Here is a 15,852-nt window from a genome sequence, read left to right as displayed (position 1 = left end):
GGAACCGCATTGAGGGGAGGAAAAGACTATGCTGCAAAATATTTTGGTGCCCATTGACGGCTCCGAGAATGCTTGGAAAGCCTTGGAGGCGGCCCGGGGGCTGGCAGAAAAATACCAGGGCGATTTGGTGGTATTGACGGTTCCTTATGGGAAATCCGGCATGATGCTGCTGTCCATGGACCAGTAGGTCATCAAAAATGACCGGAAAGAACTGGCCCTGATCGGCAACGCCATTTTGGAAGAAGCCAAAAAACGGCTGAAGGATTTCGCCGGCAATGTGAGCTACAAGCTGAAGGCAGGCAATCCGGCCCAGACCATTCTGGACCAGGCCGAGGCAGAAAAGTGCGATACCATTGTCATCGGCAGCCGGGGGATCAGCGGCATTAAGGAATTCTTCCTGGGCAGTGTCAGCTCCAAGGTGGCCGAATACGCCAAAATCCCTGTTTTCATTATCAAATAAAACGGCAAGCCCGCACCCAGGGTGCAGGCAGTGAGTTTCCGTAAGGGAGCTCCCAGTTTTGGAGGTGAGTCCAATGTTCGAGAAAATTTTGGTTCCCGTGGACGGTTCTGAAACCGCCTGGCGTGCTTTGGATACAGCCCGAGCAATTGCTGACAAATGCCATGGCAGCTTGGTGGTCATCCACGTGGTACAGCCGTTCAACAATTCCATCATGGGAGTTGGGCTGGACCAGCTGGTGATGAAAGAGAGCAATGAGGAGCTGGGCAAAGTAGGGACCAGCGTGCTTCAATTGGCCAGAGAGAAGTTGGAAGACTTTACCGGTGAGAAGGAATTTCTCAAAGAAGCCGGGTATCCCTACGAAGAGATCCTGAACGCAGTGGAGGACAAGAACTGTACCGCCATTGTCATCGGCAGCCGGGGCCTCAGCGGCATCAAGGAATTCTTTATGGGCAGCGTAAGCTCCAAAGTTTCCCAGTATGGCAAAGTGCCCGTACTGATCGTGAAATAAAATTGCATAAGAAAAAGGCTTGTGAGCCCCTGGTGGGTTCACAAGCCTTTTCAATTTAAGCTAAAATTTATTCCGCCTCCAGAATCTCCCGGAACAGCAGCGGAACGTTGTCCGTATCGTATTCTATCTGTTCGGACCAGACCCGGGCCTGTTCCAGCGGGTCCCCGTGGAGGGCCGCTTCCAGGAAGATATAGCCCGTACTTTGTTCTGCGTATTCGGCACCGGCATCAAAGCCATAGTCCGCCGCCCGATCCAGCTGCCGGTACAGAATGAACTGGTACAGCTTCTGGAACAGGTCGTCCGGGTAATCCTTGGCGTAGGCTGCCGCTGCGGCGCTGACTTCGTCCAGATGTTCCCGGAGCCAGAGCATTTCCTGGGTCCAGGCCTCGTCAATGGGTTCCGTAGGCAGCAGGTTGTCGATGATTCTGGCGCACTCTTCCCGGCTGGTCCGGGGCACAAAGCGCAGCAGTTCCGGAGGCACTTCCTCCCAGCCGGCTTTTGCCACCAGCTCCGGGAAGGTCAGCACTTCGTCAGAATCCTCCACCGCAAAGCGCAGAGGATTGGGCTGCTCCGCCAGCAGTTCACAGCTTTTTTCGCAGCACAGACCGGTGCCGCACAGCACATAGTCGTCCAGTTCCGTAAAGAAGCGGGGATGGACGGCACAAATGTCGCTGAGGCATTCGTCCCCCAGCTCCTTGATGACCCGGCACAGGCCATCCTGATCCAGCAGCGGGCAGAAGCCCTTTTCGTTCAAGCGGATATGCGTGACCCCGTCCTCACCGGTTTCCAGGCTGGCCCGCAGGTCGTCCCCCAGGGGGCCGGGCTGGCTGCGGTACAGGTCAGCCGTATCTTCATCGATATCAATTTCCCAGGTTTGACAGCAGGTGTGGCGGCAGCTGCCCGCCTTGCAGTGAAAATCATTGAAACCTTCTGGAATAATGGAAATCATAATTTCTCCTTATAACAATCCTTATAAAATAGAGAAGCTAGGAGCTATTATACTCCTTTTTAGCTAGGAAAGAAGCCCCTTTGACGAAAATTTTGCGAAAGTTTGACAGAACACAAAAACACCATAAAATTATTGGAATGTAAATTTCAAGTATGGTAAAATAGTAAGGAGTACAGTAGTACTAATTCCGGCCCCGTTGGACCGGACTATAGAGTCAGAGGGGATTGTCATGATCAAAAGAGAAAAGACTGCTGAGGAAGCAGCCATTCATCCTTACAAAACCAGAAACGGCGGCGCCACGGTTACCGTGTTTGTGCCCTACGACTGCAAGAACAATTGCCCGTTCTGTGTGAATAAGGAAGAATACGCAGATACCACTGGCTTTTCGCTGGAGGCGATTTGCCAGAGTATTAAAAAGATGGATGCCCTGACACCCTATTGTGATTTTGTGTTTACCGGCGGCGAACCGCTGGCCAACTTAAAAAGTTTGCAGATCATGTTAGACCAGGTGTCAGACACCCATAAGGTGTATATCAACAGCACGCTGCCCGTATCCAAGGAGCAGACCGAGGAGGAAGTATTGGCCTTTCTGGAGCACAACCGCCAGAAGATTACCTGCCTGAATATTTCCCGCCATATGCAGCACTATGTCCAGGAATCCAATGATGCGCTCCTGGCCAAGCTGCCGGTGAAGTTCCGGATCAACTGCGTGCTCTACAAGCATTATCCGGTGGACCAATTGGTTCCCTATATGGAACGGTTCCGGAAGGTGCACGCACCCTCCATCCAGTTCCGCTTCGACTATACGGAAACCACCCCGGACAACCTGTACGACCAGGCAGGGGACAAGATTCTCCACGACCTGAAGCAGGTGGCCCAGTATACGGGCCTGGACGGCTGCCGGATGCGCTGCGGCTTCCATTTCAAGTACAAGGATTTGGAACTGGTGTACCATAAAACCCTGCCCTACAGCACCATTATCGAAACGGACAAGGAAACCGGCATCACCTATGCCATTCTGTACGATATCCTGATTAAGCAAACCGGCCGGATCGATTCCGATTGGGACGATACGGTGCTGGACGTGGACCGCTATGCCCACGTAAAATTTGAGCCCTACGACCTGCGCTGGCTGGAACGGGGCCCGGCCGTCCCTACGGAGGCGGAGACCGACGAGGAAACCGAAGGCGTTTACCATTCTGAACCCTGCTCGGCCATGTAAAGCAATCACCCAATCGAAGGGAGCCAGAAACGTGGAAAAAAGAGTGTACAAAGTAGCCGTTATTGGCGGCGACGGCATTGGGCCTGAGGTCCTGGCCGAAGGTATCAAAGTGTTAAAAGGAGCTGCCCAGCTGGACGGTAATTTCAGTTTTGACTTTACCTATTTTCCCTGGGGCTGCGAATACTATCTGAAGCACGGGGAAATGCTGCCGGAAGATGGCATTGAAACCCTGAGCAAATTCGACGCCATTTATCTGGGCGCTGTGGGCTACCCCGGCGTACCCGACCATATTTCCCTGCGGGGCCTGTTAATCAAGATCCGCAAGAGCTTTGATGAATACGTGAACCTGCGTCCGGTGAAGCTGCTGAAAGGCGCTCCCTGTCCCTTAAACGGTGTGAAGCGGGAAGACATCGACATGGTGTTTGTCCGGGAAAACAGCGAAGGGGAATATGCCGGCGCCGGCAGCTGGCTGTACAAGGATACCCCCAGAGAAGTGGTAATCCAGGACAGCGTATTCTCCCGGTTTGGCTGTGAGCGGATTATCCGTTACGCTTACGAACTGGCCCGGAAGGAGCACAAGACCCTGACCAGCATCAGCAAGGGCAACGCCCTGAACTATTCCATGGTGTTCTGGGACCAGATTTTTGAAGAAGTGGGCAAGGAATACCCTGAAGTGGAAACCCATTCCTACCTGGTGGATGCCGCCAGCATGTTCATGGTGAAGGATCCCAAACGGTACCAGATTGTGGTCTGCTCCAACCTGTTCGGGGATATTCTCACCGACCTGGGGGCTGCCATTTCCGGCGGTATGGGCCTGGCCGCAGGCGCCAACCTGAACCCGGAACGGAAGTTCCCGTCCATGTTCGAACCCATCCATGGTTCCGCCCCGGACATTGCCGGCCAGGGCAAAGCCAACCCCTTGGCTTCCATCTGGTCCGCAGCCCAAATGCTGGAATTCTTCGGAGAAAAGGCCTGGAGCGACAAGCTGCTGAACATCATCGAAGAAATGCTGGTGGAGAAAAAAGTGCTGACCCCAGATCTGGGCGGCACAGCTACCACCACACAAGTAGGGGACGAAGTCCTGCGCAAACTGTCCGAATAACCCGGGCAGCCTGAAATTGAAAAAAACGGAGAACCCAACCGGAAGGCCGGGGCTCCGTTTTTTTATACCATCGTCTGCAGTATAGTAGTAGAGTAGGAAAGCGAGGAAAATGTATGAACCTGCAAGAAGCAAGACAAAAAATCGACGCCATTGACCCCCAAATCCGCAAACTTCTCATGGAGCGGCTGGACTGTTCCCTGGAAGTGGCCAAAAGCAAGCAGGCTGCCGGAGAGACCAACATCTACCGGGCGGACCGGGAACAATTCATCCTGGACAAGCTGTCTGAAGGCGTGCCCGCAGACCGGCTTCGGGAATACCTGGCCGTGGTCCGGAAGATTATGGAAACCAGCCGGATGTACCAATACGGCCTGTTGTTCGAATGGAACCCCGAGCTGTTCCAGGAAATGGCCAAGGGCATTGAAATCAAACCCGGCGGTACCCGGGTCAAGGTCCGGCTCACCCGTCCGGACCGCCCCAACGCCATGAGCAGCATCCTGAACATGGTGGGGGATTACGGCTACAACATGCAGTACATGGAGTTAATCAGCTTCAACCCCGACAAGACCGTGACCTTTGAGCTCACTATTTTAGGGGACCTGAGCCAGACGCCCATGCAGACCCTGCTGTTCCAGCTGTCCAAGGAGAGTCAGGATTTCCAGATTCTCAAGAACGAATAGGGGGCGAGTGCCATGACAAAATCCCAAAAAGATACGTTCTGGCTGGTGGTTTCCCTGGCTGCAGGCTTCCTGGTCCGCAGCCTGCCCGCCCCGGCACCCCTTACCCAGGAAGGCTTGGCCGTACTGGGCATCTTCCTGACCTCCCTGCTGATGTGGATTACCATCTCCATCGACTGGCCCAGCCTGATTACCGTGCTGCTCCTGGGCTTTCTGCCCAGCTTCGGTTTTGGGGAAACCCTGAAGGGAACCCTGGGGAATACCACCGTGGCGTTCCTGCTGTTCACCTTCATGCTGGTGTACCCCCTGTCCCAGACCCACTTTGTCCGGCGCTGCACCGTCAGCTTCATCACCAACCGGGTAGCCCGGAGAGGGCCCTGGTCCTTTGTGACCTTTCTGCTGTTTGCCGTAACCTTTATGGGACTCTTTATTTCCCCTTCCGTTTTGTTCGTTGCCTTTATGCCCTTCCTGGAGGATATTTTCCAGGTACTGGAAGTGAAGAAAGGATCTCCCACCGGCAATATGATTATGCTGGGAACGGCCTTCTGCATCAGCCTGTCTTCCGGCATGACGGCCATCGGCCACGTCTGGCCCACCATGGCCATCGGCTACTACACCGCCGCTACCGGCCGGGATGTGAACCAGTTCCAGTACATGGCCATGGGCATTCCCACCGGCATTGTGCTGGTGCTGCTCCTGCTTTTGGTGTTCAAGTTTGTGTTCCGCCCGGCGGATATTGGGGAAATCAGCCCCAGTAAGGCCATGGCCCTGCGGGGCATGGTTCCCAAAGCGGACCGGAAAGAATGGATTATCCTGGGCACCATGGCCCTCACCGTCCTTTTGTGGGTGGGCCCCAGCCTGGTGAAGGGCTTTGACCCGGGCCTCTACAAAATGGTCAGCAAATGGACCACGGCCATGCCGCCCCTTTTGGGCTGCATCATCCTGTTCATTGCCCGGGACAAAGGCCAGCCCATTATGAACTTCCGGGAAGTCATGACCAAAGGCGTTCTGTGGGCCTCCATCATTATGACCGGCGCCGCCACCATGCTGGGCTCCGCCCTTACCCATAACGGCATGGGCGTCAAGGAATGGCTCAGCGGTATGCTGGCTCCCATTGCCGGTGGGCTGCCTGCCTTCGGCCTGATTTTGTTCTTCTTCGCCTGGTGCGTCCTAGAAACCAACTTCTCCTCCAACATCGTGACCACCACTGTGGTCAGCGCTGTGGCCCTGTCTGTCTGCCAGGCCCTGCCGGCCGGCATCCTCAGCGTAGGCGCTGTAGTGTGCCTGATAGGGTTTGGCGCCGGCATCTGCAACATGACCCCTGCCGGCCAGTCCACCATCAACACCGTAGCCATCGGCTCCGGGTGGACCACCGTCAAGGATATGTTCATCTGGGGCGGCGTTTTCGCCATCCTGGCCGTACTGGCCATGACCTTTGTGGGCTACCCCATTGGGGCGCTGCTTCTGCACTAAGCCCCCACAAACTAGCGGCTAACGTACGAAAAATCGCATAAGAAAAGAGGTTCCGACTATTTCGGAACCTCTTTTTTCATAGGTGCTTACGCTTTTTTCGCCAATCTGCCCTTGGCTCTTCTGTGGAGCACAACCAGGGTCAAGGCCAATAAACCGATGCCCGTAACCAGGGTCAGATACACATTGCCGCCGGAGAAGCCAGCCACCAGGTAGCTGACAAAGCAGCAGAAGGCCACCAGGCAGGCGTAGGGGATCTGGGTGCTCACGTGCTGCATATGATTGCAGCCAGCGCCGGAGCTGGAAAAAATGGTGGTATCGGAAATGGGGGAGAAGTGGTCCCCGAATACGGAACCCGCCAGGGTAGCAGCCAGGGTCACCGTCATGATTTCAGGCGGGGTAGCTTGGCAGATGAAAACCACAATAGGAATGAAAATCCCGAAGGTGCCCCAGGCGGTACCAATGGAGAAGGACAGCCCCGCAGCTACCAGGAACACAATGGCCGGAATCAGCTCCGTGGGCATTTGGCTGGTTTCCACCAGCATACCGATGTATTGGCCGGTGCCCAGGTAGTTCTGGCACAGGGAACCGATGGTCCAGGCCAGGGTCAGGATGATGTAGGCCGGCACCATGGTGTTGATGCCCGTGGTGATGTTGCTCATGAAATCCTTAAAGGAAATCAGTTTCCGGGGAACGAACTGGAAAAACGCCACCACCAGAGCCCAGAAGCCGCCCAGCACCAGGGAGGCAGAGGAATTGCAGGCGCCAATGGCTTCCTGGAAGGAAATGGGCTTATCCCAGTAGCCGCCGGTGTACAGCATGGCCAGGATGGTGAAGACAATCAGGGCCAGAATAGGAATCACCAGGTCCAGCACCGTACCCTTGGTGTTGGGTTCCGTTTCCCCTTGGGTAATCATGGTATCGATAGCCCCCAGGTTATCGTTTTCTTCCGCTTCCCACTCTGCATTGGCCATGGGACCAAATTCCAGGTTTGTAGCAGACAGGGTCACCACCATGATAATGGACAAAATGGCATACATATTATAGGGAATGGTGGCAAAGAAGGCAGAAAGCTCGTTGGAGAAGGCGCCCGTTTCGTACAGGGTGGAACCCACCGCCGCAGCCCAGCTGGACACAGGAGCAATGATGCACACCGGTGCCGCCGTGGTGTCGATGATGTAGGCCAGCTTGGCCCGGGAAACCTTGTACTTGTCGGTGACCGGCTTCATTACAGTGCCCACCGTCAGGCAGTTGAAATAGTCGTCGATGAAAATCAGAACCCCCAAAAGACTGGTGGCCAGTTCCGCCGCCCGCTTGCTTTTGATCTTCTGGGTAGCCCACTTGCCGTAGGCATAGGAACCGCCGGCCTTGGTGACCACGCACACCAGGGAACCCAAAAGGGCCAGGAACAGGATAATGTAGAATTTGTCCATGGTCCCCACGGTTTTGGCCATGATTTCAAAAGCAATGGAACTCATGGCTACCAGCCCACCGCCGGAAAACACCGCGTAGATCAGGCCGCCGGACAAAATGCCCAGCATCAGGGAGGAAATAACTTCTTTGGTGATCAGTGCCAGGGCAATGGCAATGATGGGAGGGAATAGGGAGTAAAACCCAACGTCGATAGGTTGCATAATTGGCTCCTTTATGTGTAGTGTAGGGTTACAAGATTACGTTTTATTTTACCATATTTTGACACAGACTCAAGAAAAAGAAACGAATTTGTGAAAAAACTTATAATAAGCCCTTTTCCTGTTTCAAAGCTGTGGACTTTGGAACAGAAGAAGGGCTGTGTTCCCTGCCCTAGAAAAAGCTGCGAAAAGTTTTTTCTTTTCCTTAGATTCCAATAATTAATTGAACTATTTTTCCAATCTGGCAAATCAACAAGCCCCTGAAAAGCGAGGAATTGCCTTTTCAAGGGCTTTTGTTGCTTCTTCTCCCTGACATTCACCATGGTATAATAAGGGCAGGATAAACGGACTAGGGTTCGGCGAGGCTGGGCCTGGGCAAGGAACGCACCTTTGTTTCTGGATAGGGAGAATGGTATGGAAATACGGCATTTGGAGTATTTTATGGAAGTGGCCAGGTATTTGAATTTTACCAAGACGGCGGAGCGGACGCATATTTCTCAGCCTACGTTAAGTCGGACCATCAAGGAACTGGAGGAGGAGCTGGGGGTTCAGCTGTTTCGCCGGACCAAGCATGAGGTCAGGCTGACGGATGCGGGAGCGGCGTTTCTGCCGCTGGCCCGGGAGCAGGTGGTGGCTTTCCACAATCTGGAGGGGTTTGGCAAAGGGGATGACCAGAAGCTTTGCGGAACCATCTATATTGGTATCCCTCTGATTACGGCCAACACGGCCATCAGTGCCATTTTGGGGGATTTTAAGCAGGCTTATCCCAACATCAAGGTATCTCTCTTGGAAACAGGGCCCAAGCATATTGCCAAGCTTCTCCAGGATGGGCTTTTGGACTTTGGTATTTTCAATCCTCGGGGGAATCCGGAATTTCAGAGGGAATGGATGGAGCAGGATACCCACAGTGTGGTGCTGCCCAAGAACCATCCTCTGGCCCGCTTGGAGCAGGTGGATTATCCGGATTTGCGCAGTGAGGCCATCATTATTTACACGGAAGAATATGTATTGCACGACAAGATTCTCCGGGGGTTTGCGGAGCATCACATCCAGCCCCACATTCTGCTGGAAACCATGCAGCATGATCTGATGCTGTCCATGGTGGAACACAACAATGGGGTGGCTTTTTTGCCCAGCAAGTTCTGCAGCAAGCTGAAACGGTATGGCTACGATTTGACCTTCCGGCCTTTTGCTGATCCGAACCTGACGCTGCACCTGGCCCTGAATTCCCTGAAAGCTGCCCAGTGTTCTCGGGAAGCAGCGCTGTTTCAAAAATTCTTCCGGCAGTGGCTGGCAGACCACGGGCAAAAGGGTTGAGGGCTTAGCCGGAAATACTTTGTATCGCTTATTCATTTTTTGGATAAGCGATATTTTTTATTGCTATTTCCTGAATTTTCCGTCCAGTGCTATAGTTATCTTAAAGAGAGTGCACCGGTGCAAAAAAGGAAAGAGGCAAACCCATGAAGACTACATTCAGATCATTGTTGGAAAAACACGAGAAATTTATTGGCAGCTACATTACTTTTCCTGCTGATACTGCCATTGAGGTCATGAAGCAGGCTGGGGTGGATTTCGTTATCCTGGACCTGGAACATGAACAGCTGACGATGACGGAAGTCATGTCCATGATCCGTACCTGTGATGCCTGCGGAATGGCCGCTATGGTGCGGGTGCCTGGGCTGGACGAAACCAGTATCCGCAAGGCTCTGGACATGGGGGCTTCTGCCATCAAGGTGCCGGGAATTACCAATGCAGCAGAAGCAAAATTGGCTGTTGCTCTGTGCAAGTATCCGCCGGAAGGGGTGCGGGGAGCCTGTCCTTTTACCCGTAATAATGGGTACGGCGTGGACCGGGCTGGCTGCTATGCCAAAGCCAACCGGGAAGTAGCGGTTTCCGTGATTATTGAAGGGGTGGAAGGGGTTCGGAATATGGAAGAAATCATTGCTACTCCGGGCATTGATACCGTTTCCATCGGCAATATCGACCTGGCCGTTGCCCTGGGGGTTCCTGGACAAGTGTTCCATCCCAAGGTGAAACAGGCGGTTTTGGACTGCGCTGCCCTGTGTGAGCAATATGGCAAGAGCTGTTCTGCCCAGGTGCTGCAGCCCAGCGATGCTGCTGAATTCGCCAAATGCAAGGGTATTTCCCACTACCATACCGATTTTCCGCAGTATTTGCTGTACAAAGCCTACAAAGATTTGTGCGAGGGGCTGAAATCCTATTCCGTGAAAGGATAAATATATCATGAAAATCACGCTGGATTTACTGACTACAACAGGGGTTGCCGCTTTTGTCGTACTTTTAGGAAGATATATTGTTGCTAGGGTGAAAGTGTTTCGTGATTTTTGTATTCCGGCCGCAGTGGTTTCTGGACTGCTGGTAAGTATCCTGATGTGTCTGCTGAAAGTGTACGGCGGCATCAGCGTAGTGTGGACGGGCCAGCTCACCGGCTGGTCCATGAATCTGTTCTTTACGGCTGTGGGAATTGGCTTTACTGCCGAGCTGCTGCGTAAGGGCGGCAAGCTCTGTGTACAGATTGCCATTGCTTCTGTGATTCTCATTACGCTGCAAAATATCGTGGGCGTGGCCATTGCCAAAATGACTGGGGTCAATCCTCTGATTGGGATTGCCTGCGGTTCGGCTGCCATGTACGGGGGCGTAGGGACTGCGGGTGCTTTTGGCCCTATTTTTGAACGGTTGGGCTGTGATGGCGCTACGGTCATTGGCGTAGCGGCCGGTACCTTTGGTATGGTGGTTGCCTCCTTGTTTGGCGGCCCCACTGCCAGATACCTGATCAAGATCCATCATTTGCAGCCACTTCCGGAAGACCAGGAGAACGTAGAAGTAACCAACACAAAAGAAGTGCATCCACTGGATACCAAGAAAGTATCCACGGCGTTCTTTATGCTGCTACTGATTGCCGGCCTAGGCGTGCCCGTTTACAAAGTTTTGAAACTGATTCCCCAGGTGGAAATGCCCTATTTTGTGGGCTGCTTGTTCTCCGGCGTCATCTGCCGCAACGTAATGGAAGCCCTGAAAATTGAGATTCCAGAAAAAGAAATTTCCGTATTGGAACATATTATGCTGGACTTCTTTATTGCCTTGACGCTGATGACAATGGATATGACCAAGCTGTTTGCTGTGGCAGGTCCTATGCTGCTGATTCTCATTGGTGAGGTCCTGCTGGCCTGTTTCTTTGGTGCTTTTATTGCGTATTATATGTACGGGAAAAATTACAACGCAGCCGTTATGGTTGCTGGCCTGGTGGGAGTAGGGCTGGGAGCCGCTCCCAACGCCGTGGCCAACGAAAAGTCCGTAATGGATGAGTTCGGCTGGGCCAATATGGCCTGGACTATTTTCCCGGCTATGTCCATATTGATCGGCAATACCTACAATCCGCTGTACATCACAGCCATTCAAAAATTTGTTGCCGGATTGTAAGGTTTGCACAACTCCTCTTATCAACGCGAAAAGTCCGATACCTGCACAGAGGTACCGGGCTTTTCGCGTTTTGCTTTAGGATATTTTACATAACTAAAAAGGCGGTCATGGATGGGGAACCCATGACCGCAATGATAGGAGGATTATTGGAGGTCTTGCTACAAATGGTTTCTGAAATGGGGTTTCAGAAACTTTCCTACTACACTTATCGAAGATGATCGCTTGCCCGGCCGTACCTGAGTTCTTTTAGGGGGAGGTCAGTACTCCGATCAACAGGTGAAGTGCCGAAGCTTTGGGGTGGACCAGTCGTTATAGGGGGAACGGCGGATCCAGTTCCGGCACCCGAAGCCCGTTGATTATGGGGAGGGGGTACTGAGAAACTCAAGGTAACTTGCCGGAACAAACTTGGGGATAAACCGGGGAATGGCGACCCCGGTCTTTCGATATTGCCAATCTCAGGGGAAGAGATCTGCTGCGTTTCCTTGTCAGAAGGTTTCTGGAATCGTAGTGCCTTGGGGAAAGGCGCTGCCGATGGTGCAGAAACCCTGCCTGCTGCACACCTTCCGGTTTCCAGCAAGGGACGATTGGGGGATCGCCCTTGCTGGCTTTTTGTCGGGGTGTCTGCAGCAGTCCCATCGTGGAGGGATCCTGCCAAGTACCTCGCAGCTGGCAAGTCCGGTGTGGACTTGGGACCAACGATTCAAGGGAACTGTGGTCCGTCAAGTGATTCGCTGACCGGCCAGCGGATCCGAAGACAACCGCTAAATTATCTCGCCTAGTTGGATGACTCACTGGAATCATCCTGCCGTCCATCAAACGGGAATGGGGTCCAAGCTGGAACCCGGATGTTTTAATGGACTGACTCCAGAAAGTGTACCTGGTGGGTAGCCCGCTGCTGGCCTTCTCTTTGGGGTGAGAACCCAACGCACCGGCTGCCCGGCAGCTTCCTGGGTGGAAGAGGGTTTCACTTTTTTCTCTCTAGGGAACCCACTTCCTTACTTGTATAGTATCACCAAAGACAACAACAATCAATAATTATTATCCAAAACATAGTTATTTATTTTAACAACCATGAAAATAGGAACTATTTTGAACTAATAGTTACAAAAATTAGAAGGAAACATAAATTCTCATTTAAGAAATAGTCAATTACATAAGATAACTATATACAGTCAATAAAAAAAGTGGAAATTGGGGCAAATAGGGGCTGGCTGGGTCGTTTTTTTAGGTGAAAACTGACTGGGGAGGTTTTCCTGGGGCAGAGCAGCAGGGGAGAATATACTAAGAGAAAATGGGGCTGTGAAATAGTAAAACTTCTATCGTCACCTTCGGTGATACTTCCTACAGTGGTTCGCTGCAAGCCAGGCGGCATCGCCCCACGGGCTTGCCTTCTGGGCAGCTATCACATGGGTCACGTATTCCAAATATCTTTTGGGTAACTTGGGAAGATATTTGGACGTGACCGCAACGCTTGCAGGAAGCGTTCTTATCCACTACTAGTCATGTGATAAAAAGAGATGTTGCAATCATCTACGTACTATGCTTTCTTTTCCTATACCCGTTTTGCACTTGACTCGTATGGGCCTAAGACTGGCCCCTGAGCGGTTCGCGGCTCGCTGCTCAGCTGCGTCCTGGAACTTCCCCAGTCAGCTCATAGAGCTGCCAGCCCCTTAGTGGTTCGCAGCGCTCCAATCAGCCGCGCCCTGCGGGCTTGCTTCTTGGGCTGCTATCACATGGCTCACATTAGCCAAGAGCATTTTGATAAACTAACATGCTCTTGGATGTGAGCGCAACTCTTGAAGGGGCCAGACCAATCCCGCTATCGCATGGGCCTTATTGACCAAACAGCCGCTTGCAGAATTTGTTGGCTGTTTGGATGCGGCCGCAAAGCGTTGTAGGGAACGTCAGTCCGCAGGAATGACTGAGGAAGTTTATTAAGATACGGCTATAAAGAACAATAAAAATGGCTTGCAAACTCTTTTGAGCTCGCAAGCCATTTTTTCACGCCTCCTCGTTCTCGTCATGTTTTTGAGGCGAGAACGGTATAGGGTTCAAATTCAGGATTGCCCGGCATCACATCACTACACCCCGCTGACCGCACTCACCCCCAAATTTTTCCACAATCAACTTTTCGTGCCGAAAAACCGCCCTTTCAGGTTATGGGTGAAAAAATTTGCTGATAAGTTGTTACAATATGTAGAAAAGGGAATGAAAGAAATCATATGAATTTTGTGAGGAGAGAGGGAACGTGACAAATTGTAAGTGTTTTTGTGCAGGCAGTGATTCTGGCCGTGGTGCTGGTCTTAGGGATGGGGACGCTACCCGATTTTCCAGAAAAAATGCAGCAGGCTGGGGGTTCTCTTGAAATGGGGGGCGGCAGGGGGCACAGGGAAAGGCAAATGTCTGGCAGGACTGCAAGCGTCCGCAGTTCGTGTTTTGTAAAACGGGAGTTCGAACAATCCGCACTGGCTGCTTGGCCTCTATACGTAAAATTAGCAAAATTTGTGTTGCAAAGGAAAAAGAGTATACTTTCGTATAATTGTTTTCAAATTTATGCATGGTATACTGTAGATAACATAGAAATGGTGGGAACAGAAAATTTTATAAAACGGGATTCGTTGTGGTACAAAAAAATAAAAACTGAATATTCTGTTAAAAATAACGAGGTTTAATGTAAAAAATGAGTTGTTTTAAGAAGAAGGGGAGATTCTTATGAAAAAGGAATTGCTGATACGGGGGCTGCTGCTGTCTTTGCTGTTGGGAAGCAGTGTACCGCTGACGATAGCTGGGGCGGCAGAAAGTGCTGCGAATCGGCCTCAGGGGTATATTGATTCCGGGGTGCAGCTGAACAGGACCCGGCAGTATTTGGAACAGCAGCGCCTGGCCAGGGAAATAGCGGCAGAACGGCGGACGGAATTGCTGGAAGGGACGGAGAACCAGGGCGAAAAGCCCGAGGGTACCGTCCATTTTGTGCTGCAAAAGCTTGTTATGCCTGAATCCCAGGTATTGTCCCCAAAAGAGTTGGGGGCCATCGTCAAGGACTATGAAGGGAAAGAGGTTTCCCTGGACGATTTGTATGCTGTGGTGCAGCGGATCAATGAACTGTATCGCTCCAAGGGCTATGTGACGTGCCGGGCTTTTCTGGCGCCCCAGACCATCCATGAGGGGACGGTGCACATTGACCTGGTAGAGGGGAAAACCGGCAAGGTGGAAATCACCGGCCAGGGCAGCACCCGGGAAGCGTATATTCAGCACCGGATTCACCTGGACAGCGGCAAGGTGCAGAATATCCAGCAGCTGAACAAGGATCTGCTGCGGTTCAATTCTACCAATGATGCCCAGCTGCGGATTGCGCTGAAGGCTGGTGAAAAGGACGGAACTACGGACTACGTGATTACGGTGGCGGAGCCCCAAAAACAGGTGGCCGGTATTTTTGCAGATAATGCCGGCAGCGACACCAGCGGTCTTTACCGGGTAGGGGCTTATTGGCAGGACCGGGATCTTTCGGGCAACCGGGATCACCTTTTCCTGAGCACTCTGCGGTCAGAGGGGATGAAAGCCGTTTCGGGCAGCTACAATACGCCCATCAACCGGACGGGTACCCGGGCGGGGCTGTCCTATACGTCCAACAGTGTCCATATTACGGACGGATATTTTGAACCTTTGGGGGTGCGGGGTCACGCCTACGCCTTGACGGCATCGCTCACTTCCCCGATTGTTACGACGGATACGCTGAAATCGGAGTGGGGGTTTGAATACGGACACCAGAAATCCCAAACCGACTACGGTACCAGCCTGGGGCTGCGTTCCCACTGGACCGATGATACTATTGATACACTTTTCCTGTACTACGACCAGTTGGATTATGGCCGGTCCACGGTCTTCTACCAGAAGTACGGTTACCGGAACGGCTGGTATAGGGACCTGAACGACCGGAATCGTTCTTTTGGCAAATTTGAAACGAATATGCTCTATCAGAAACTGTTCCGCTCGGGCCAGCAATGGACCCTGCGGCTGGACGGTCAGCTGTCCAGCACCCAGTACCTGCCCTCTGCCGAAATGTTCTACCTGGGCGGGATGTACAGTGTCCGGGGCTACAAGGAAAGCTTGATTGGCGGCGACGGCGGTTTTTCGGCCAGCGCCCAGTACAGCTTCCCTCTGGAGAAATCTCAGCGGCTGAAGGGCTATCTTTTCGTAGATGGCGGACGGATCTGGGGCAGCAGTGCCTTTGGGGACCGGAGCCTGGTGGGCACCGGCGTTGGTGTAACGGCAGAAATCAACGACCATATGTCCCTGAATGCAGCCCTGGCGTTCCCGCTGCTCCGTACCATTAACGGGGAAGAACAAAGCCGGACGCGGATCCACTTTTCGTTTAACAGCGCTTTCTAAGGAGGC

Annotated in this window: 12 protein-coding genes and 1 pseudogene; 11 read left to right on the top strand and 2 right to left on the bottom strand. The window is 52.6% G+C overall.

What is annotated here, in order from left to right; translation table 11 throughout:
* Positions 1-28: 28 nt before the first annotated feature.
* Positions 29-460: pseudogene (locus tag C7E10_RS03850) on the top strand (universal stress protein).
* Between the two features lie 73 nt (positions 461-533).
* Entirely contained in the window at positions 534-968 is a 435-nt protein-coding gene (locus tag C7E10_RS03845) for a universal stress protein (RefSeq protein ID WP_105326040.1), read from the top strand.
* Between the two features lie 67 nt (positions 969-1,035).
* On the opposite strand, the gene fliB is transcribed toward C7E10_RS03845, so the two are convergent.
* Positions 1,036-1,917 (bottom strand): flagellin lysine-N-methylase, encoded by an 882-nt coding sequence (gene fliB, locus C7E10_RS03840; RefSeq protein WP_105326039.1) that lies wholly within the window; start codon positions 1,915-1,917, stop codon positions 1,036-1,038.
* Between the two features lie 229 nt (positions 1,918-2,146).
* Here fliB and C7E10_RS03835 point away from each other — a divergent pair, with 229 nt between their 5' ends.
* The 4 genes from C7E10_RS03835 to C7E10_RS03820 all read left to right on the top strand — a co-directional run bounded on the left by C7E10_RS03835 (position 2,147) and on the right by C7E10_RS03820 (position 6,388).
* Positions 2,147-3,139 (top strand): 4Fe-4S cluster-binding domain-containing protein, encoded by a 993-nt coding sequence (locus C7E10_RS03835; protein WP_105326038.1) that lies wholly within the window; start codon positions 2,147-2,149, stop codon positions 3,137-3,139.
* Between the two features lie 31 nt (positions 3,140-3,170).
* Positions 3,171-4,241, top strand: a complete 1,071-nt coding sequence (locus tag C7E10_RS03830) for a tartrate dehydrogenase (protein WP_105326037.1) — start codon at positions 3,171-3,173, stop codon at positions 4,239-4,241.
* Positions 4,242-4,354: 113 nt separating this feature from the next.
* A complete protein-coding gene (locus C7E10_RS03825) occupies positions 4,355-4,918 on the top strand; it encodes a chorismate mutase (protein WP_105326036.1) in 564 nt (187 codons plus the stop codon).
* A gap of 12 nt (positions 4,919-4,930) precedes the next feature.
* Entirely contained in the window at positions 4,931-6,388 is a 1,458-nt protein-coding gene (locus C7E10_RS03820) for an SLC13 family permease (RefSeq protein ID WP_105326035.1), read from the top strand.
* An 86-nt stretch (positions 6,389-6,474) separates the two neighbouring features.
* On the opposite strand, the gene C7E10_RS03815 is transcribed toward C7E10_RS03820, so the two are convergent.
* Positions 6,475-8,019, bottom strand: coding sequence for a Na+/H+ antiporter NhaC family protein (locus tag C7E10_RS03815; RefSeq protein ID WP_105326034.1), 1,545 nt, complete (start codon positions 8,017-8,019; stop codon positions 6,475-6,477).
* Between the two features lie 411 nt (positions 8,020-8,430).
* Here C7E10_RS03815 and C7E10_RS03810 point away from each other — a divergent pair, with 411 nt between their 5' ends.
* The 5 genes from C7E10_RS03810 to C7E10_RS03790 all read left to right on the top strand — a co-directional run bounded on the left by C7E10_RS03810 (position 8,431) and on the right by C7E10_RS03790 (position 15,846).
* Complete coding sequence (locus tag C7E10_RS03810) at positions 8,431-9,333, top strand: LysR family transcriptional regulator (protein ID WP_105326033.1); 903 nt, start codon at positions 8,431-8,433, stop codon at positions 9,331-9,333.
* Positions 9,334-9,476: 143 nt separating this feature from the next.
* Positions 9,477-10,253, top strand: a complete 777-nt coding sequence (locus tag C7E10_RS03805; protein WP_105326032.1) for an HpcH/HpaI aldolase family protein — start codon at positions 9,477-9,479, stop codon at positions 10,251-10,253.
* 7 nt (positions 10,254-10,260) lie between these two features.
* Positions 10,261-11,457 carry a sodium/glutamate symporter gene (locus C7E10_RS03800; RefSeq protein WP_105326031.1) on the top strand — a complete coding sequence of 399 codons (1,197 nt, stop codon included), beginning with the start codon at positions 10,261-10,263 and terminating at the stop codon, positions 11,455-11,457.
* A 2,270-nt stretch (positions 11,458-13,727) separates the two neighbouring features.
* Positions 13,728-14,129, top strand: coding sequence for a hypothetical protein (locus C7E10_RS03795; RefSeq protein WP_105326030.1), 402 nt, complete (start codon positions 13,728-13,730; stop codon positions 14,127-14,129).
* A gap of 40 nt (positions 14,130-14,169) precedes the next feature.
* Entirely contained in the window at positions 14,170-15,846 is a 1,677-nt protein-coding gene (locus C7E10_RS03790) for a ShlB/FhaC/HecB family hemolysin secretion/activation protein (protein ID WP_105326029.1), read from the top strand.
* Positions 15,847-15,852: the final 6 nt, after the last annotated feature.

It is taken from the genome of Acidaminococcus hominis (assembly GCF_900291475.1).
Taxonomy (GTDB): domain Bacteria; phylum Bacillota; class Negativicutes; order Acidaminococcales; family Acidaminococcaceae; genus Acidaminococcus; species Acidaminococcus hominis.
The sequence above is the reverse complement of the archived record's forward strand: the minus strand, read 5'-3'. Positions and strand labels throughout refer to the sequence as shown.